20 protein-coding genes and 1 pseudogene are annotated in these 18,685 nt (G+C 62.9%); 7 read left to right on the forward strand and 14 right to left on the reverse strand.

What is annotated here, in order from left to right:
• Positions 1-594: 594 nt before the first annotated feature.
• Together OKW38_RS14685 and OKW38_RS14690 are read right to left on the reverse strand one after the other, a co-directional pair.
• Positions 595-1,011: a DUF4279 domain-containing protein gene (locus OKW38_RS14685; RefSeq protein ID WP_429362055.1), complete on the reverse strand. Its 417-nt coding sequence runs from the start codon at positions 1,009-1,011 to the stop codon at positions 595-597.
• Positions 1,012-1,021: 10 nt separating this feature from the next.
• Complete coding sequence (locus OKW38_RS14690) at positions 1,022-1,897, reverse strand: hypothetical protein (protein ID WP_429362057.1); 876 nt, start codon at positions 1,895-1,897, stop codon at positions 1,022-1,024.
• A 195-nt stretch (positions 1,898-2,092) separates the two neighbouring features.
• On the opposite strand from OKW38_RS14690, the gene OKW38_RS14695 reads away from it, so the two are divergent.
• Positions 2,093-2,350 (forward strand): hypothetical protein, encoded by a 258-nt coding sequence (locus OKW38_RS14695; RefSeq protein WP_429362058.1) that lies wholly within the window; start codon positions 2,093-2,095, stop codon positions 2,348-2,350.
• Between the two features lie 481 nt (positions 2,351-2,831).
• Here the strand turns inward: OKW38_RS14695 and OKW38_RS14700 are convergent, their stop codons facing one another.
• From OKW38_RS14700 to OKW38_RS14710, 3 genes are read right to left on the reverse strand one after another with little or no spacing between them, the layout of a single operon-like run.
• Positions 2,832-3,071, reverse strand: a complete 240-nt coding sequence (locus OKW38_RS14700) for a hypothetical protein (protein ID WP_090805629.1) — start codon at positions 3,069-3,071, stop codon at positions 2,832-2,834.
• Entirely contained in the window at positions 3,068-3,460 is a 393-nt protein-coding gene (locus OKW38_RS14705; protein ID WP_244144823.1) for a hypothetical protein, read from the reverse strand. The genes OKW38_RS14700 and OKW38_RS14705 overlap by 4 nt, the downstream gene beginning before the upstream one ends.
• Before the next feature lie 6 nt (positions 3,461-3,466).
• Positions 3,467-4,255, reverse strand: coding sequence for a hypothetical protein (locus tag OKW38_RS14710; RefSeq protein WP_429362059.1), 789 nt, complete (start codon positions 4,253-4,255; stop codon positions 3,467-3,469).
• Positions 4,256-4,892: 637 nt separating this feature from the next.
• On the opposite strand from OKW38_RS14710, the gene OKW38_RS14715 reads away from it, so the two are divergent.
• The gene (locus OKW38_RS14715; protein ID WP_429335950.1) at positions 4,893-5,831 is read left to right on the forward strand and encodes a class I SAM-dependent methyltransferase; all 939 of its coding nucleotides are present in this window, start codon (positions 4,893-4,895) and stop codon (positions 5,829-5,831) included.
• Positions 5,832-5,855: 24 nt separating this feature from the next.
• On the opposite strand, the gene OKW38_RS14720 is transcribed toward OKW38_RS14715, so the two are convergent.
• From OKW38_RS14720 to OKW38_RS14740, 5 genes are all read right to left on the reverse strand, one after another.
• Positions 5,856-6,695: a hypothetical protein gene (locus OKW38_RS14720; protein WP_429362061.1), complete on the reverse strand. Its 840-nt coding sequence runs from the start codon at positions 6,693-6,695 to the stop codon at positions 5,856-5,858.
• A 142-nt stretch (positions 6,696-6,837) separates the two neighbouring features.
• Positions 6,838-7,914, reverse strand: coding sequence for an acyltransferase family protein (locus tag OKW38_RS14725; protein ID WP_429362063.1), 1,077 nt, complete (start codon positions 7,912-7,914; stop codon positions 6,838-6,840).
• Positions 7,915-8,041: 127 nt separating this feature from the next.
• Entirely contained in the window at positions 8,042-8,749 is a 708-nt protein-coding gene (locus OKW38_RS14730) for a glutathione binding-like protein (protein ID WP_184021434.1), read from the reverse strand.
• Positions 8,750-8,877: 128 nt separating this feature from the next.
• Complete coding sequence (locus tag OKW38_RS14735; protein ID WP_429335947.1) at positions 8,878-9,099, reverse strand: hypothetical protein; 222 nt, start codon at positions 9,097-9,099, stop codon at positions 8,878-8,880.
• A 229-nt stretch (positions 9,100-9,328) separates the two neighbouring features.
• Positions 9,329-9,520: a CsbD family protein gene (locus OKW38_RS14740; protein WP_090803583.1), complete on the reverse strand. Its 192-nt coding sequence runs from the start codon at positions 9,518-9,520 to the stop codon at positions 9,329-9,331.
• Positions 9,521-9,723: 203 nt separating this feature from the next.
• Here OKW38_RS14740 and OKW38_RS14745 point away from each other — a divergent pair, with 203 nt between their 5' ends.
• The 5 genes from OKW38_RS14745 to OKW38_RS14765 all read left to right on the forward strand — a co-directional run bounded on the left by OKW38_RS14745 (position 9,724) and on the right by OKW38_RS14765 (position 14,401).
• Positions 9,724-10,050 (forward strand): hypothetical protein, encoded by a 327-nt coding sequence (locus OKW38_RS14745; protein WP_429362065.1) that lies wholly within the window; start codon positions 9,724-9,726, stop codon positions 10,048-10,050.
• A 300-nt stretch (positions 10,051-10,350) separates the two neighbouring features.
• Positions 10,351-11,643, forward strand: a complete 1,293-nt coding sequence (gene dcm / locus OKW38_RS14750; protein ID WP_429362067.1) for a DNA (cytosine-5-)-methyltransferase — start codon at positions 10,351-10,353, stop codon at positions 11,641-11,643.
• A gap of 30 nt (positions 11,644-11,673) precedes the next feature.
• Positions 11,674-12,120, forward strand: a complete 447-nt coding sequence (locus OKW38_RS14755; protein WP_090803578.1) for a very short patch repair endonuclease — start codon at positions 11,674-11,676, stop codon at positions 12,118-12,120.
• Positions 12,121-12,361: 241 nt separating this feature from the next.
• Positions 12,362-12,865 carry a YbhB/YbcL family Raf kinase inhibitor-like protein gene (locus OKW38_RS14760; protein ID WP_429362069.1) on the forward strand — a complete coding sequence of 168 codons (504 nt, stop codon included), beginning with the start codon at positions 12,362-12,364 and terminating at the stop codon, positions 12,863-12,865.
• Between the two features lie 117 nt (positions 12,866-12,982).
• Positions 12,983-14,401, forward strand: coding sequence for an MFS transporter (locus OKW38_RS14765; RefSeq protein WP_429362071.1), 1,419 nt, complete (start codon positions 12,983-12,985; stop codon positions 14,399-14,401).
• Between the two features lie 155 nt (positions 14,402-14,556).
• Here OKW38_RS14765 and otsA read toward each other — a convergent pair whose 3' ends face one another.
• The 4 genes and pseudogenes from otsA to OKW38_RS14785 all read right to left on the reverse strand — a co-directional run bounded on the left by otsA (position 14,557) and on the right by OKW38_RS14785 (position 18,426).
• Complete coding sequence (otsA, locus tag OKW38_RS14770; protein ID WP_090803575.1) at positions 14,557-15,984, reverse strand: alpha,alpha-trehalose-phosphate synthase (UDP-forming); 1,428 nt, start codon at positions 15,982-15,984, stop codon at positions 14,557-14,559.
• A gap of 234 nt (positions 15,985-16,218) precedes the next feature.
• A complete protein-coding gene (locus OKW38_RS14775) occupies positions 16,219-16,431 on the reverse strand; it encodes a hypothetical protein (protein ID WP_090805626.1) in 213 nt (70 codons plus the stop codon).
• A 213-nt stretch (positions 16,432-16,644) separates the two neighbouring features.
• A pseudogene (locus OKW38_RS14780) lies at positions 16,645-16,902 on the reverse strand (hypothetical protein); the annotation flags it as partial.
• 123 nt (positions 16,903-17,025) lie between these two features.
• Positions 17,026-18,426, reverse strand: a complete 1,401-nt coding sequence (locus OKW38_RS14785) for a sigma-54-dependent transcriptional regulator (protein ID WP_184045722.1) — start codon at positions 18,424-18,426, stop codon at positions 17,026-17,028.
• Between the last annotated feature and the right edge of the window lie 259 nt (positions 18,427-18,685).

Consider the following 18,685-nt stretch of genomic DNA (forward strand, 5'->3'; position numbering starts at 1 on the left):
GACGGGGCTGGCGCCGGTTACCACTTGCTCGGTTACCACGGAGACCGGGAGTTTTTTTCCCCTATTAAAAGGAGCGAAACGGGAAAGAAACGCCGTGAGTGCCGACAGGACGGGCTCCCCGGACGCATTCCCAGCTACGCAAACCGGGGGCTCTGACGGAAAAAACCCGGACTCCACCACGCGGGCGCGGGCCGCAAAGTGTCTAGGTACAGGGTGCGGACGACCCGGCAATGGCTGCATAAGGCCGAACGAAAGCACGAATAGGTGCAAGCGGGAGACGTCCGCAAAGCCCTGTCGCGCAAGGCCGCGCGCGGTTAGCCGCTGCTGCGAAAGTTCGCACGAAACACCACCCGTTTGTACCGGGTAGTTAATGCGGGCCGACTTTCTTCAGTCCATCACGCGCGCGCGAGACGGGGTTTTTTCCGTCTATAAAAAGGGGCGGCGGACGGCATTAACCGTCGCTTGAAGGGCGCCACGCGATCACACAGACGCGCCGCCAGAATTCGAGTCCGGCGTCGAACTGGCAGCCGGGAAAGACCAGCACAAAAAAGCCGACTCGCGAGGGTCGGCTTTTGCATTTGGGCGCTTGCTGCGCTATCGGTATTCGTCAATCTCGACCGTGCCGCCCATTCCTTCCATCATCACGCGGATATCGTCGGGCACGTCTGGCACGCGATCGCCGCTCTCGTTGTACCAGTAACAGAAGAAGCGCATCCGAAGTCCCTTGTCTGCGAGCAGTTGACCAAGCTCCGCTCTCGGCAGATTCAGGCGCCCAATCAGGTAACGCAAATGCGGCTCAAGTGAATCGCTACGAACTGCGCCCTCACTGCGCACGCCCCAAAGGCCAACGCGGCCCGGCGCGCTGCTCGCTCGCCCAGACGGTGTGGTGAACGGCTGTCCCTTGGTAATCGCTGTATCCGGCTTGATGTCGAAATACGCCGTCCAAAAGGCTGGCTCCAATGAGTCGCCGGATATGTAAAAGGTCGCGTGCGCGAGTTGGTGATCTGCCATTGGAGTGGCCTCAGTTTGCCCAGTCATGAAAATTTCCGATGTGGTCACCATTAAAGTACACGTCGCCGTTGTCATGCCAGATGACGTTATCGGCTGGCCCCAAGCCATTGCCCGGCTTGAACCTGTGCAAGATAGCCCCAAAAGTCTTGCGGTCATACCCCAGCATCTTCGCCGCGTAGTTTGGGTTGTTCGTGCTCGCGGCGAGTTCAACGACATCGCCGCTCAACGCCTCAGGCACATACGCGAACGGCTTTGCATCGCCGAGTAGCGTCGGGTTCGCGATCGCGCCTGCACCGTTGCCGCCATTAACGGCGAACCGGGCGCCGCCGATTGCGGCCCCCGCCATTGCTCCGACCGCGCCCAGCCAGTCAAACCTGCTGCTGGAGCTGGGCGACGCGTATGGCGTGCGCTCGATAAGACGTCCGTCCGCACCGAACGGTACTAGCTGGCCGTCGAGAAACCCGTAGACGGTCGGCTTCGTGTCCGGCACCCGCTTCGGCCAGCTCTGCGGCCCGTAGGGCCGGGCAACCCGGCGACTACCCCGCCATGCACGGTTGATGGCAGGCACGAGCCGGCCATCGCGTACCGCGTCGCGAAGGATACGCGTCACGCTTTCGCCGTCGACTGGCGCGCCCAGGCACGAGATGCTCAGGTGCTCGCTGATAAAGGCGGCATAGGTGCTGAAGTCACTACAGCCGCGTGCATCGCGGCGTCGCGTGGAGACCCGGAACAGCCGGTCGAAGTCCCGCTGGTCCTGTTCGATCTGTTCTTCGCGCTCCTTGCGCGCTTTCTGCCGCTCCTCGTAAGAGAGCTTCCAGCCGCGATCCACCTCCTGCACATCGTGCGCCGGCACCAGCGCGCATTGCCAGTCGCTCGTCAGTGGCACGTGCAGCGCATTGTACGACTGCCCCCATTCCGGAAATGCCGTGTCTCCTCCGCTTCAATCTGAGGCGGGTATACGTAGCACGAAACATGGACGTTCAGAGCGGCTGACAAAATATGACATTGCTGGCGGGTATACCCGGCTTCACGGCGACCGCTCCTGCTCCAGAATCGCCCCGTCGACACAACGGAGCTCACCATGAACCTGCTGAAAAAGCGCATCGCCGCGACCGACGCGAAGCTCGACGAAATGAAGGCGGCGCGCAAGGCCGCGCAGAAGGCGAGCCGCGCCACCTACAAACAGACGAAGGCCGACCGCGAGCGAAAGGCCATGCTCGCCGGCGAAGCGATCTTGCGGCGCGTCGATCGCGGCGAATTCGACGAGGCCGAATTCAAAGCCATGATGGACGAGTACGTGTCACGCCCCGCCGATCGGGCGCTGTTCGATCTGGACTGAGCAGGCCACCATGGCAAGTGTCCGATGGTTGTCAACGCAACGTTGATCCATGGCCGCTTGCTTGTGGATAAACGGGGCAGCAAAAATAATTGGGGGTACTTTTGGGGGTATCTGCAATAGCGATCGACATGAATAACCTTACTCAGTAACGCATTACGTCGACAATGTGAGAGCTGTCAGGGACCAGATAGCTTCCCGGCGTTGCCCAGAAAAGTATTGAACATGGGCCCAATCTGCACTGACGAGTCGCCGCGAACGTGAGACGGTGCGGAGGCAGCGCGCAGAAATTCAGCGAGCTTCACCTGTTGCGGTTCGTCCCTCGCCAAAGTGGTCGGGCTGGCAGTGACGATGCGTTTGCGGCCAGCGCGTACCTCACTACTCCCGGCGTCGCCGCAATATTCCGGTCGAGCATAGACCACACAAAGGTTGCCGGCTCTCGCCTGGATTTCGATTGCCACTAGTCCATCCATTCGTGCCCGCTCTAGCGGTACTCGTCAATCTCCACCGTGCCGCTCAGCGCTTCTGGCAGTTCGTCCTCGTTGCCGTCGCCGGACAGCAGTTGGGAAAGCTCGTCTGCGCGTACCGCCAGCATCGCTTTCTCGATCTCCCTGTCGTATCGGCGGTTGTTCCGATCATGCCCGGCGTGCGCCTTACGCGCGTACTTCTGAACGAAGCAACCACGCTCGCCAGCGAGGCGGTCGCGCTTTCGTTTTGCGATCACGGGAGCCGAGGGCCACATGTTCCGCCGTCGGTCTCATGGACCTCAAGCGAGTCACACTCAATCGCGAGTTCGGCACCCAGAGTGGAATAGATGAAAGCAAGCAGTGCGGCTTTCTTGTCGGTAAGTCGCTCTCCAGCTTCGAGCACAGCACTGGCCCGCGCGTGCTTCGCGTCGTCCGGGGCAACGATGTGAATGCCGTAGACGATATTCAGCAAGCCAAGATGCTCAACCGAAACACACGTCACGCCGTTGAACGTGACCAACGCGCGCCTGTTGGCAAGGTACAGGCCTAGCGTCAGCGTCCGGGGCTCGGTATTCGGGCCAATGACCACGCTGTCCAGATACCAATCGTGGAAATAGCCCCACGCCTTCAATATTTCATCCGTCATATCGATTTACCAAGGGAGTAAGGAGACCGGCGCGCCCTCGTCGCGGATGTAGCCGTCCCAATTGTGCGCGTGCGGATTTGGATTGTTGTGGTGCGCTTCAAGGTCAAAGTCCGCTAGCGGCGTGCCATTCGGCCCGAACTGACGCAACTGCGGCATCGTCCCCGGCATACTGGAGATCCACGTCCCCGGCGTGCCTTTGAACGGCATCCCGGCAACTTCATCTGCTGCACCACCCGGCATGTCGGGCTGATAGTCGAACGCCTGCGCATCGCCAAGCGGCGTTGATACCGGCGTAGCGATGGTTCCATCCGGAAGCACGTCACCGGGGCGGGCGAACCAGATGGCGAGATCATCGTCGGCGGCCAGTCGCGGAAGTACTGGACGCTGGAATGAACGCCCGGCACTCACCACAGGCAGCGAGCGCCTGAATAGCTGCGACGGCGTGACGGTCGCGTGGTACGGCCGGATCTTCTGCTCAATAGGCGCACCGCCTCCGCGCGACGTACGCGGCGTGGGCACGACTGCGATCACATCGCCACGTTCGACGGCGCTCTGTAGCGCCCGGGCGGTCTGCTCTGGAGCAGCGCTACTCGCGTATGCGCCACTGCGCGCGTTGCGCATGAATTCGAAGAGCCGCGCTAGCTGACGTCTGTCGCGCGTGAGTTCCCGCAATCCTGCCGAGGTAATGAGCTGGCGGCCGGCGCGCGCCTCGTTGCTCAGGGCATTACCGTGATACTCATGTCGCGTGTAGAGCGTGCAGCGCCGATGCGTTCCGACGTCGAAGTCAATCGCCATCTGTCTGTAATCCCATCAACTTGTGCCTCCTCCAAAAGCGATTTGAAGAGGCTATGTAGCACAAAGCCGGGAACGGAGCGACAGATCCGACACAATCGTTGACACTCGTCCCTGCGCCGGTCCGCCATGCGTCACCACGCACGGCCGTGCGCGTGTCGAAGCGCCGAAAAGGCCGGACGAAAAACCGGACTTGCAAGGATTCCTGCAAGGAGGAGACGAGTCTAGATGCTGCTGAATGCGGAGCAGCACTGAGGCGGCGAAGCGGCGAAAAACTACTCTCTTATGTGACGCCGGATATGAAGCAGCCCCGCTTTAGGGGGCTATACAAGCAAATCAATCGCCCCGCGATCGATTGCGCCGCATCCAGGTCACACAGGAATCGCACACGTTTTTCCTCAGGAGACCGATTCGAGGGGCACAGGTGGGGGGCACAACAAAATCGAAAACTCCCCGCAAACACCGCCAGCCTTGACGTATGAATTCTGTCAGGGCGACCAACCGCCACCGGTGCTTTTCGTTGCCGATCCGCCTTCCAGGCGAACCACCCGTTCGACAACCCCGGAAAATCAGGCCGCTCCCGTAAATCTCAGATCGCTATAATCGGCGAGCCGACTTCGAAACGTTTCCGAGGACCGACATGGATCAAGCGCTTGAATGCGTTACCACGTTGAATTTTTGTGAGCAGGCCTATCTCGCCGCAAATCCGGACGTCGCTGAGGCTGTCAGGCTCGGCGCATTACGATCGGGAAGATCGCATTTCGAAGTTTTCGGAAGCGCCGAAAGTCATCGCAGGCAAGATGCACTGGTGGCGGCCCAATCCAGGCAGGAACGAAGAAAAAGAATAGCGTCTGTCCTTCGCACTGATATGCCATTTAGTGACGACGGAAAATTTTTCGATTTTTTGTCGCCCGATCTGCGCTCCCAGTTCGACATTTACGACTCGGAACTGGCCGGAAGCAATCTGTACGATCAGGATGCACTGGGTATGATCGAGCGCCATCCGTCGGGAATCATTCTGGATTGTGGGGCCGGCAGCCGTCCCGCGATCTACGAAAACGTGATCAATTTCGACATCACCAACTATCCATCCACCGATGTGCGCGGTGTCGGCGAAGTTCTGCCATTCAAAGATGCATCGTTCGATGGCCTTCTGTCGTTGAATGTCCTCGAACATGTGAAGGACCCATTCACTGCCGCCAAAGAGATTCTTCGCGTGTTGAAGCCAGGAGGCGATCTGGTCGTGGTGGTTCCGCTCACTCAACCTACTCACGGCTACCCGCATCACTACTACAACATGACAGCCGAGGGGATTCTCAACCTGTTCGGATCTGCGATCAATGTCGAACGTGTGTACGTACCGGAATCGACATCGGCCATCTGGTCGATTTACTGGATCATGAGCGAATGGGCCGATGGTCTCGACGAGAATGCGCTGAAGGAATTCAAGGCGCTCACGGTCGAAGAAATTCTGCAAGGACCGCCGACGTTGCTGGATCGATCGTTTGTGAAGCAGCTAAGCGCAAAAAAGAATCTCGACATTGCGAGTTCGACGACGGTGATCGCGAAACGCGTTTGAGACGGCGCCAGTCCAGCGGCTCCATTATTTTTGCATCGGCCGACGGACACTTTGCTCATATATCGAAGGGTCGACGACGTTCATCTGATCCTTTGGGCGTTCACCAAAAACTCGCTCGAAGTCCTCGGGACCCAGAATGTCAGCAGCGTCGTGGAGAAAAGACGAATAGGCCTGGTTCAGCTCCGAGGCGGACGGAACATCGCTGCCCTGCGGGGCAGGTTGCAAACGCTCGACCCGCACCATAAATGCGCGTCGATGATTCATCAACGACTTGATTTTCGCATCCGCGTCGGGACCCTTCAAAGTCGCCTGAAGATGCTCCTCAAAATCGTCGACATCGGATTCCTGATGTCCTGGCTTCATCGCGTCACTCCCGCTTGGTGTCGAGCACTGAATCTTCTTGCTCGCCCATGCAGCATGCTGCTTGCCGTATGGTCCGAAGATCGCGATGCTCAACCAGTAGCCCCTGGACATGCGGACGGTAGCTGGAGCCGCTCCACCGCTGCCGGTCGCCCAAAGAATCTGGTTTGACAGCTGATGGCATACACCATCGCGACCATAGCTGAATATCGTTCCACGAGCGGCCGGATCGATGTTCGAGTCCACATCGGGCTTACATAGACAACTAGCATAAAGCAGATTTGCCGCGCCGGAAGCCAAAAAACCATCCGCACTGACCGGCGTCCCACCTCGGGCGTGGAAGCTGCCCCAGCTGTACCAATAGTGCTCGCCCGCGATCAGGACGTCCGCCAGCGCTGGGTAAATCTTCACGCGGCTGTCGTAGGTCGTCACCCATGTATGGTCGACCACGGAATCCTGGAAATACGCCGGAACGGACCACGCGAACAATGTAACGGCGCTCATTGCTTCACCTTTTCGTCCAGTCGCATCACAGCGCTGTCGCGCGATTCTCGCCCGATAAGCCGGTAAGAACTTTACTCACCTCAAAGGTTATACGCGCTCAGCGGTATTAATTTCAAGGACACGGAAACCCGTCGAAGCACGCTTACCGCTTCGCTCCGGCTACCGCGCTTCCCCACGACAACCCGGCGATCCAGCTGGCCACGGCCCGACTTGCCGGTCGCTCGACCCACCGATACGACCCGAGCGCCACCGCCGTCGACGCGACCACAACCGCCCCGCCAACCAGATCTCCCGGCAACCGATGTCGCACATCGATCATCTGCATGAAGCCGACCACGACCGGCATCGCGAGCAGATGCGTCAGATACAGCGAATACGACGCATCGCCGATGCGCTCGAGCCACCTGTTCCACCGCACCTTGCTCTCGACCGACAATCCCGCCACCACGACCGCCAACGCCGGCAGGCCAAATACGAGAAACCGGTTCGCATCGGTCAACCTCGGCGCAAACACGCCCGCTGCGGCGACCGCCACCAGCAATCCCGCCGCCGCGGCCACCGGCACCGTCCGCCCCGTCGCATACCAGGCTCCGAAGCAACACCCGAACACGAACTCCAGCACCAGCGGATTCGTGTAAAAGGCGAACGCGACGCCCTCGCCGGGCAGCAGATGCAACGCGGACGTCAGGAGCAGGAACGCCCCTACCGCCAGCAGACGACGTCTCGTTACGCACATCGCCGCGGCAAACACGCCGTAAAACCACATCTCGTAGTTCAACGTCCAGCCGACGCCCAGCACGGGCGCGGCCATGCCGGTCCAGCTCATCGACGGTAGAAACAGAAACGACGACAGCGCATGCCAGGCGCTCACGCGCGCATGACCGAACGCTTCGGAAACGCCCGGCACGAACGCGACGAGCGCGATAAACAACGCGGTGAGAATCCAGTAGAGCGGCACGACCCGCGCGATGCGGGCGCAAATGAACGAGCGCGCCGACTGGATTCCCGGGGGCAAACCCTGAGTCACCAGCACCATCACGAAGCCGGAGATCACGAAGAAGACGTCGACGCCGATTTCGCCATAGCGCGACACGCGCGGAAAAACATGGACGAGCCAGCCATGCGCGGCGACGATGCCGTCGGTATGAAACGCGACGACGCCCAGCGCGGCGAGCGCGCGCAACGCCTGAATTGATCGATACTTCCTGATACCTGTCATGCCCTTCGATCCGGCAAAGTGCGTAAGGGGGGCATGGCAGCGCAGAGCGTCGCGATGCCGAGTGGCCGGGCGCGTTCGATTCGCGCCCGGGCGGCCGAGCGGTCAAGCTCGCGAAACGCTCAGGCCATCAAGCCGGCCGTTGCGGAATATTCAGGCCGCGCACCACCGCCGGACGCTCGACGAACGCGGCCAGCACGCGCCGCACGTTCGGGAAGTCCTGAATGCCGACCAGTTCTCCCGCCTCATAGAAGCCGACCAGATTGCGCACCCACGGGAAGATCGCGATATCGGCGATCGAATACTGATCGCCCATCACCCACGTGCGTCCTTCCAGGCGCTGCTCCAGCACGCCGAGCAGCCGCTTCGATTCGGCGATGTAGCGATCGCGCGGACGCTTGTCCTCGTACTCCCTGCCGGCGAATTTGTGGAAGAAGCCGACCTGGCCGAACATCGGACCGATGCCGCCCATCTGGAACATCACCCACTGGATCGTCTCGTAGCGCCCGGCGGCGTCCCGCGGGATCAGCCGGCCGCTTTTGTCGGCGAGATAGATCAGGATCGCGCCCGATTCGAACAGCGGCAGCGGTTTGCCGTCGGGACCGTTCGGATCGAGGATCGCCGGAATCTTGTTGTTCGGGTTCAACGACAGAAACGCCGGCGTCATCTGATCGTTGGTATCGAAGCGCACCAGATGTGGCTCGTACGGCAAGCCGGTTTCCTCGAGCATGATCGAGATTTTTACGCCATTGGGCGTCGGCAGCGAATAGAGCTGAATCCGGTCCGGATGCTCGGCCGGCCATTTCTTCGTGATCGCGAAAGCGGATAAATCGGTCATGGGTTCGGTCGCCCTATGGGACAGAAATTGCAAGACCGCCCAATATAAACCGACTCGCCACAACGCGTTCGAGGCCGTGTGAAGACCCTACAAACGCTGCGGCAACAGCGCCGTTCGCGATCGGCGGTTCACCACAAGTCCTTCGTCGCCGTACCCGCGCGCACGTTGAAGCCCTCGCGCCACAGCGCCGCACCGACCGTCAGCAGCAGCGTCTTTTCGGTGCCGTCGAGCAGTTCCCACGCGGCCGCGAGCCACGTCGCGAAGTTCGCGCAGGTCGCTTCGAGATCGGGCGGCGCGTTGCCTTCCAAATACTGCCGTTCAAACATCGAAAGTATCTTTTCGGGTGTCATTGGCGCGACCTCCTGATGGGATTGCGCCAAGTCTAAAGGGCTCGCAGCGCGTGCGGAATGCCGATCATCGCGATCACGGGTTACTCCCAGGCCGGCCGCCGCGCCAACGTCAGCCGTGACCCAGCTGGTGAAATCGGACGCGTCGTGTCCGACCTGCGCCGTACAAAAAGCAAAGGCGCCGCGACGATCGCGACGCCTCCGCCGTTACGGCAACCTGCATCGAACGGGTTCAGTGACGACCGCGCTTTGCATCGTCCCTGGCGTCTTCCTTCGCATCGCCATAGGCCTTCTGCACCTTGCCGGCGCCCTGCTGCAGGTCGCCCTTGAGTTCCTTCGCAGGGTCCTTCGTGGCCTTGCCGACGGCCTCGTTGACCTTGCCCTTGACCTGCTCGCCAACGCCCTTCACTTGATCCTTGTTCATGCTCGGCTCCCATATGCGTAGTCGACGGAAATGCCGGCGCGGTATTGCGCCGGTGTGTGGGAAGCAGCAACGGCTGTTCCCGGGAGCTGCTGCGCGCGCCGGGCCGCGGCACCGGCGAACGCCGACGCGCGATCGGGCAAATTTTTTATCAAAAGGCCTAAAGTCTCGCCGCGCACCGCCGTAAATGCGCTCAGGGAGGAGTCATGGACCGCACGGAGACTACGATTTCGGGATCATCGCAAGCTGCGTTGATCGATCACGACATAGCGCACATCGCGCGGGTGATGCACGTATCGCTGCGCGGCGATTTCGGCGGTCCGATCCTGCCAGCCGCCTATTGGCGCAAACGACTGACCGCGCTGGTCGACAGCGGCCAGCTTTCTACCGCCCAATTGGATAAAGTCGATAGCCTGCTGCTGCAACTCGATCGGCTGGCCTCGACGCCGCTGCCCGAATGGGAACGCTTCGCGCCCGCACCGACCTCGCGATTCGAGCCGGCTGGCCCGGTGAAGAAGGTGAAGTCGGCCTGACCGCATCCACCCCACCCGCTGCACCCGCATGCGTGGCGCCAAGCCGGCACGCGGCTCGTCTTTCGCGCAGAAAAAAAAGCGGCCGGGCACGAGGTCGCGGTCGCCAACACACGTCGCAACGCCGGAAACCAGCGTCACGGGACAAGCGTCTATCCGCATTCGTCACAGGCATGTTTCGCCGCAGACAAACGCAGCGGCGTGACGTATCGCGAAAAATTCCTGATCAATCGGCGCCGACAATAGGGAAAAGGGACGACCTTAGGTCATAATGTCCGCAAAAATTCCCTGCAAGGACGCCACGTGACCCTCGCCGCCCCGTTCGACCTGCTCAAGCAGGCGCGCGCCCGTTTCACCCAACGCGAAATCGCAGCCCATGTCGGCAAGGACATCAAGACGGTGCGTCGCTGGGAAAAAGGTGAAACGGCTTGTCCCGCGATGCTGGAACCCGCGTTGCGCGATCTGCTGCGACAAGGCGCGCGTGAGGCGCAACACGCGGGCGACGCGGCGCGCTTCCACTTCATCGATCTGTTCGCGGGTATCGGCGGCATTCGCATGGGCTTCGAGGCGCACGGCGGCGAATGCGTGTTCACCAGCGAGTGGAACGAGTTCTCGACGCGGACTTATCGCGAGAACCACGGCGACAACTCCGCGAGCGGCGGCGCGCACGCGCTGATCGGCGACATCGTCACGTTTCCCGCCGAGGACGTGCCGAGCCACGACGTGCTGCTCGGCGGCTTTCCGTGCCAGCCGTTTTCGATCGCCGGCGTCAGCAAGAAAAACGCGCTTGGCCGGCCGCACGGCTTCGAATGCACGACCCAGGGCACGCTGTTTTTCGACGTCGCGCGCATCATCGCCGCGAAGCGCCCCGCCGCGTTCCTGCTCGAAAACGTAAAGAACCTGCTGTCGCACGACAAGGGCCGCACCTTCGACGTGATCCTGCAAACGCTGCGCGACGAGCTCGGCTATGAGGTGCACTACCGCGTGATCGATGGCCAGCATTTCACGCCTCAGCATCGCGAGCGCATCATCGTGGTGGGCTTTCGCGGCAAGACCGGGTTCACATGGGACGACCTGCGCCTGCCCGAACAGGGTCCGCGGCTCGGCGCAATCCTGCATCGCACGGACGGCACGGAACCGATGCTGCCGTGGGACCACGACCGCTTCTTCGACCACACCGCGCGCCGCGTGCAGCCGAAGTACACGCTCACCCCGAAGCTGTGGGCGTATCTGCAAAACTACGCGGCCAAGCATCGTGCGGCGGGCAACGGCTTCGGTTTCGGCATGGCCTATCCGGACAGCGTGACGCGCACGCTGTCGGCGCGCTATCACAAGGACGGCTCCGAAATTCTCGTCTATCAGGGCGAGGCGCTGCGCCCGCGCCGCCTGACGCCGCGCGAATGCGCGCGACTGATGGGCTTTCCCGACACCTTCAGGATTCCGGTCAGCGATACGCAGGCCTACCGGCAGTTCGGCAATAGCGTCGTGATGCCGGTAATGCGCGAAGTGGCGCGTATCATGCTGCCGCATGTGCAAACCCTGCTTGCCCACCCGACCCGCGATGCGTCGAAACACTCCCTGCCGCTCCACGCGTGAGCGGCCGCGCGACCCATTGGCCCGCTGACGATGGTCGATATCGTCGATAGCGCGACGCGCAGCCGGATGATGTCCGGCATTCGCGGCCGCAACACCAAGCCGGAGATCCTGATCCGCAGCCTGCTGCATCGGCGGGGCCTGCGCTTCCGGCTCGACGCGCGCGATCTGCCCGGCCGCCCCGACATCGTGCTGCCGCGCTATCGCGCGGTGGTGCTCGTGCATGGCTGCTTCTGGCATGGCCACGACTGTCATCTGTTCAAATGGCCCCAGACGCGGCCCGACTTCTGGCGCGACAAGATCGGCCGCAATCGCAGCAACGACGACAAGGTGCGCGCCGCGCTGCTCGCGAGCGGCTGGCGCGTCGCGGTCGTGTGGGAATGCGCATTGCGGGGCGCGAATCGCGATATCGCGGGCGTGATCGAGCGGCTCGTCGCGTGGATCGGAAGCGACGCGCCGGAGTTCGAGGAACGCGGCTGAAAACCGCGCGCGACCTGCCCGGCTCGCGCGAGTCTCGCGGCCGCTGGTGCTACACTCGAAAGGCTCACCCGGCGCGCTTTCGAGATGCCTTCGAGGCACGCTTCGGCGGCGTTTTCCGGGTGCTTCCAGGCGCTTTCGCGGCACGTCCTCACGCGCTTCGGCATGCCGCGAGATGCGCCTCGCCCGCCGCGACATCGCGAACTCCGACGATCCCAGAACCAATCAACAAGGGAGGCACATCATGGCTGACTTCCGTCTCTGGTCCGACGATTTTCCCACCAACGGCTTCATGCCAAGAGCCCACGAGTACAACGACAAGGCGTTCGGCGGCGACGGCGAAAACATCTCGCCGTCGCTGCAATGGGAAGCGCCGCCCGTGGACACGCAAAGCTTCGCGCTCACCGTTCACGATCCCGACGCGCCGACCGGCAGCGGCTTCTGGCATTGGGTCGTCGTAAACATTCCGGCCGACGCGCGCTCGCTGCCGCGCAACGCCGGCAAGGCCGACGGCTCGCTGCTGCCGCAGGGCGCGATGCAGGTGCGCAACGACTATGGGACGGTCGGCTTCGGCGGCGCCGCGCCGCCGCGCGGCGATCGCACGCATCGCTATATCTTCCGGCTGCATGCGCTGAAAGTGCCGCATCTGCCGGTCAGCGCGGAAACCACCAACGCGGTCGCGCGCTTCATGACGCACCTGAACGAAATCGATTCGACGACCCACACGGGCCTTTACGAACTCAAATAACGCACGCGCGGCGCCGGCGCCCGGTAACGCCGGCGCCGCGCCGACCGATACGCCCGCAGCGGCCAGCGCGTGAGCCGCGCACAGGCGCGCCAACATCTCCGACAAATCAAACAATCGATGCACGCACCCTCCCCGCGCACGGACGGCTCGACGTCCTCCACTTCCCGCTTCGAAGGCAAGGAACTGGGCCTACCGGTTCCACAACGCTACTGGGCGATGCTCGTCATCGCGCTCTCGCTGACGCTCGCGGTGCTCGACAGCGCGATCGCCAACGTCGCGCTGCCGACGATCGCGCGCAACCTCAATGCGAGTGCCGCCGCGTCGATCTGGGTCGTCAACGCGTATCAGCTCGCGATCACGATCTCGCTGCTGCCGCTCGCGTCGCTCGGCGACCGCATCGGCTACCGGCGCATTTATCTGTCGGGCCTGATCCTGTTCACGGTCGCGTCGTTCGGTTGCGCGCTGTCGAACTCGCTGGCGACGCTCGCGTTCGCGCGAGTGGTCCAGGGCTTCGGCGCGGCCGGCATCATGAGCGTGAACACCGCGATCGTGCGCATGATCTATCCGCCCGCCCAGCTCGGGCGCGGCGTCTCGATCAACGCGATGGTGGTGGCGGTGTCGTCGGCGGTCGGGCCGACGGTCGCCTCGGGCGTGCTCGCGATCGCGAGCTGGCCGTGGCTGTTCGCGATCAACGTGCCGATCGGGATCGCGGCGATCGTCGGCGGCTTCAAGGCGCTGCCGATGAACCCCGGCCACGAATCCCCGTATGACTATCTGAGCGCGGTGATGAATGCGTTCGTGTTCGGCCTGCTGATTTTCGCGGTCGATGGCCTCGGCCACGGCGAGCGTTTCGGCTACGTAGCGCTCGAGGCGCTCGGAGCGCTGGTCATCGGCTACTTCTTCGTGCGTCGCCAGCTGACGCGGCCCGCCCCGCTGCTGCCGATCGACCTGCTGCGTATTCCGGTGTTCGCGCTGTCGATCGGCACGTCGGTCTGCTCGTTCTGCGCGCAGATGCTCGCGTTCGTGTCGCTGCCGTTCCTGCTGCAGGAAACGCTCGGCATGTCGCAGGTCGAAACGGGTCTTTTGATGACGCCGTGGCCCGCGATCATCATCATCGCGGCGCCCATTGCCGGCGTGCTGTCGGACAGGATATCGGCCGGCTGGCTCGGCGGCGTCGGGCTCGCCGCGATGACGGTCGGCCTGCTGCTGCTCGCGACGCTCGGGCCTCACCCGGACGCGCTGCAGATTTCGTGGCGCATGGCGCTGTGCGGCGCGGGCTTCGGCATCTTCCAGTCGCCGAACAATCGCACGATGCTGTCGTCCGCGCCGCGCGAACGCAGCGGCGGCGCGAGCGGCATGCTCGGCACCGCGCGCCTGACCGGGCAAACGCTCGGCGCGGCGCTGGTCGCGCTGATCTTCGGCGTCGCGCCGCAGAGCGGGACGATCATCGCGCTGTATGTGGCCGCGGGGTTCTCGGCGGTCGCGGCGGTCGTCAGCACGATGCGGGTCGTGCAGAAGGTGGCGCAGCCGGCCTGAGGGCTGTGGCCGTTACGCGCGCAAGACATGCACGATAAAAGGCGCGCATCGCACGAGGCGATGCACGCCTTTTTGCTTTGATCTTCCCTGTCACTCCATGCACGACGTGAGCGGCACACACGCGCCGCCCGCCCGCGCGGGCCGCGCCTGTCGGCTCAGGGCGATGCCGTCACGTCAGCGAGCTTTACCGCTTTGGCCGTCACCGAAGACGCGGTCGCGACGTGGCGCAGATCATCGAGCAACGTATCGCGCCACACCGACAGGTTGCTCTCGCGCATCGGCTCCATCATGTCCGCATGACGCGCCTGACGTTCGGCGAGCGGCATCGCTAATGCGCGCTCGAGCGCTTCGGCCATCTGCGACAGATCGAACGGATTGACGACCAGCGCGCCCGGCAGCTGCTCGGCCGCGCCCGCGAATTGCGACAGCACGAGCACGCCCGGATCGGCCGGATCCTGCGACGCGACGTACTCCTTGGCCACCAGGTTCATGCCGTCGCGCAGCGGCGTCACATAGCCGACCTGCGACTGGCGGAAGAGCGCCATCAGCAGATTGCGCTCGTACTTGCGGTTCAGATACTGGATCGGCGTCCAGTCGAGCTGCGCGAACCGGCCGTTGATGCGGCCCGCCTCGCCTTCGAGCGTTTGCCGGATGCGCTGATAGGTCTGCACGTCGGCGCGGGTCGGCGGCGCGATCTGCACGAGCGACACGCGGCCGTGCCAACCGGGCGCGTTCTGCAACAGCCGCTCGAATGCCTGGAAGCGCTCGACCAGCCCCTTCGAATAATCGAGCCGGTCGACGCTCATGATCAGCTTGCGCCCGCGCATGCCGTCGCGCAGGCTGCGCACCGCCTTGCGGTCGGTGAACTGCTCGGCGGTCTTCGCGATCGCGTCGGGATAGATGCCGATCGGGTACGCGCCGACCTTCAGGAAGCGGTTGTACGCGTGCACCATGCCGTCTTCGCTCGACGTGCCATGGTGACCGCGCTCGATATAGTCGACGAACGACTGGCGATCCGCCTCGGTCTGAAAGCCGATCACGTCGTAGCTGCACATCGCCTTGACGAGTTCTTCATGCGGCGGAATCGTGCGCAACACTTCGGGCACCGGAAACGGAATGTGCAGGAAGAAGCCGATCGGGTTCTTCACGCCGAGCTCACGCAGGCAGCGCGCGAACGGCAGCAGATGGTAGTCGTGCACCCAGATGATGTCGCTGGGCTTGAGCAGTTCCTTGAGCTGCTTGGCGAGCGTCGCGTTGACGCGCTGGTAGCCCGCGTAGTCCTCGCGGTCGTAGCGGGACAGGTCGTTGCGATAGTGGAAGGTCGGCCACAACGTGGTGTTCGAAAAACCGCGGTAGTACTCGTCGTAATCGCGCTTGGTGAGGCCCACAGTCGCGTAGGTGACGTTGCCCTGCTTCTCGATCACGGGCGCGGATGGCTCGCTGACCGTTTCGCCGCTCCAGCCGAACCAGACGCCGCCGGTCTCCTTCAGTGCGTCCAGCACGCCGATCGCGAGCCCGCCCGCTGCCGGACGCGCTTCCTGAATCGGTGCGACACGATTCGATACCACGATCAATCTGCTCATTAGTGCTCCATTGTTTCGTTGTATGCGGAATTGCGCTAAAACGGTGCATGCAATCATCGTGCCGATATATGAGATATCAGAAATAAAGTTGTATGAAAATGTGACAAACGAGCGAATCCCCGCAATCATCACGGATTGCGAAGAAGATTTTTCTGTTAGATCCGACGAATCCAGAGGTCTTTCTTACCGGTATCCCGGGTCGCCGGGATGCCCCCGCCCGGGTGCTACGCTGCCTCAGGCATCCTGCTCCGAGCCCAGATCGCGCTGGTATTCGAGGCCTTCCTGACGCACCCCGCCCTGGTTGTGCTCGCCGTCCGGCGGCGTATGCGGGGCGATCCGATTCTGCGCGGCCGGGTCCGGCGACACCACCGGCTCAGTCTCGACCTCGGCCGGCCGTGGCCCGCGCTTGGGGTGCCGCGCGGAACGTCGCAATGCGGGATGTCTCATGATCGTGCCTCCGGGGGAAGCCTGCCGCTTGTCGGGCATCCCTACAGTCTAGGGGGCGAAACCGTAAATTGCCGGTAAAACATGCGCCGGCTTTGTAACAAGTACAGCAATGCTCTGCACCGACCCAGGGCATGACGCCTTGCAGTGCGGGATGTGGTTCCATCGAGTGCGCGACAGGGCGCCGACAATCGACGGTCGTATCAACATTGCCGCGGGTCGCGACGGACGGTCGGCGGCCTGAGGCGTTTGCGTTGGCTGCGGCGGCGGATCGCCGATCGGCGGCGTGACCGGTTCGACGGGTTCGATCGGATCGGGTGTCGGGCCGGGGATCGTGTCGGGTTCGGCCGGGTCCGGCGGCGCGATGGGAGGTGCAGTGGGCGGCTCGACCGGTTCGGGCCGATGAGCGTGCAACGGCCTGGACGGCGCGGAAACGGCAGCGTAATGCGACAGGTGCGGCGGCAGGTGCGGCATGTCGGTGACCTCGTTTTGCGTTCTACCGGAGCGCAGCAAGGCTTGTGCCGTTCGGGCGCCCGCCCGGAAGCCCGGGCGGGCGGGTACTGGGGGAACCCGGATGACGTGCGAACGAGGCGCGGATCAGGCGTCCGCGCCGCCGAGTGCGCGTGATTCGTCGGTGGGATCGCCGTCGTCGCGCGCATCGTTGCCGTACTCGACGAGCCGGTTGTACAGCGTCTTCAGGCTGATGCCGAGAATTTCCGCGGCGCGCGTCTTGACGCCGCCGCATTGCTCGAGCGTCGCAAGGATCAGCTGACGGTCGGCTTCCGCGAGCGAGGTGCCGAACGGGATCGTGATCGCGGTGCCGGCCGCGGGCTTCGACAGCGTGATTTGCAACGGCACCGTCGCCGTGCTATCCGAATCCCCGCTCGACATGATGTGCGCGCGCTGCACGTAGTTCTTCAGCTCGCGCACATTGCCCGGCCACGGATACGACAGCAGCATGTCCTTCACCGCGACAGGGAAATGCTTCTTCGTGCCGTGACGCTCGTTGAGCTCATCGAGGAACGATTGCGCGAGCAGCTCGACGTCCTTGCCGCGATCGCGCAGCGGCGGCAGGCTGATCGGAAACACGTTCAGCCGGTGGTACAGATCGAGCCGCAGCTTGCCTTCGAGTACCGCCTGTTCGGGATCGCGATTGGTGGCCGCGATCAGACGCACGTCGGTTTCGATTTCCTTGGTCGTGCCGACGCGCATGAACATGCCGGTCTCGAGCACGCGCAGCAGCTTTACCTGCAGCTCGATCGGCATCTCGGTGATTTCGTCGAGGAACAGCGTGCCGCCGTTCGCGCGCTCGAAATAGCCCTTGTGCTGCCGGTCCGCGCCGGTGAACGAACCGCGCTCGTGGCCGAACATTTCCGATTCGATCAGATTCGGCGAAATCGCGCCGCAGTTGACCGCGAGGAACGCGTGCTTGCGGCGCAGGCTCAGCTCGTGCAGCGTCTGCGCGGCAACTTCCTTGCCGGTGCCCGATTCGCCGACGAGCATCACCGAGGCCGCCGTCGGCGCGACGCGGCTGATCTGGTCGTAGACCTCCTGCATCGCCGGCGAATTGCCGAGCATCAGACCGAAGCGGCCCATGCGGCGCAACTCGCCGCGCAGCGTGCCGATTTCCGCCTTCAGGTCGCCGGCGCGCGGCAGGCGCGACAGGATCGACTTCACGCGCTGCATGTTGATCGGCTTCACGAGGTAGTCGGCCGCGCCCATTTTCAGTGCGCTGACCGCCGACTCGACCGTCGCGTGGCCAGTGATCACGATCACTTCGACGCCGGAGCGCGGATCGAGATCTTCGAACAGATCGACCCCGCTGCCGTCGGGCAGCTTCAGGTCGGTGAAAACGACGTCCGGCATCTGCCGGATCAGTTGAATACGCGCTTCGCGCAGATCGCCCGCGGTGGCGGTGGTCAGCCCGTCTTCCCCGATGACGGCGGAAAGTGCCTCGCGGGTACCTGCGTCGTCATCGACAATGAGTACATGTGGCATCGCGTTTCGAAAGCCTGCAAGCGTGGGTCAGAAAATATGCGGAACACGCCAATGGGCATGCGGCTGGGTCCGGTCGGCTGCATGACGCGGAATCGATTGCGTTCCGTTCCGCCGACCATTTGATGAAAAATTGCAACAATAACGGCCAGATTCGCGCCACCTTCCGCGTCATTGTTGTCTATTTACCTATTATACGGCTTTATAAGATTCATTTAACAATCCCGTTCCAGGCGCCGGCCGCAGGCCGCGTTGCATTCGA

Origin of the sequence: Paraburkholderia sp. MM5496-R1, assembly GCF_050436205.1 — a bacterium.
In the GTDB taxonomy this organism is placed as follows: Bacteria; Pseudomonadota; Gammaproteobacteria; order Burkholderiales; family Burkholderiaceae; genus Paraburkholderia; species Paraburkholderia tuberum.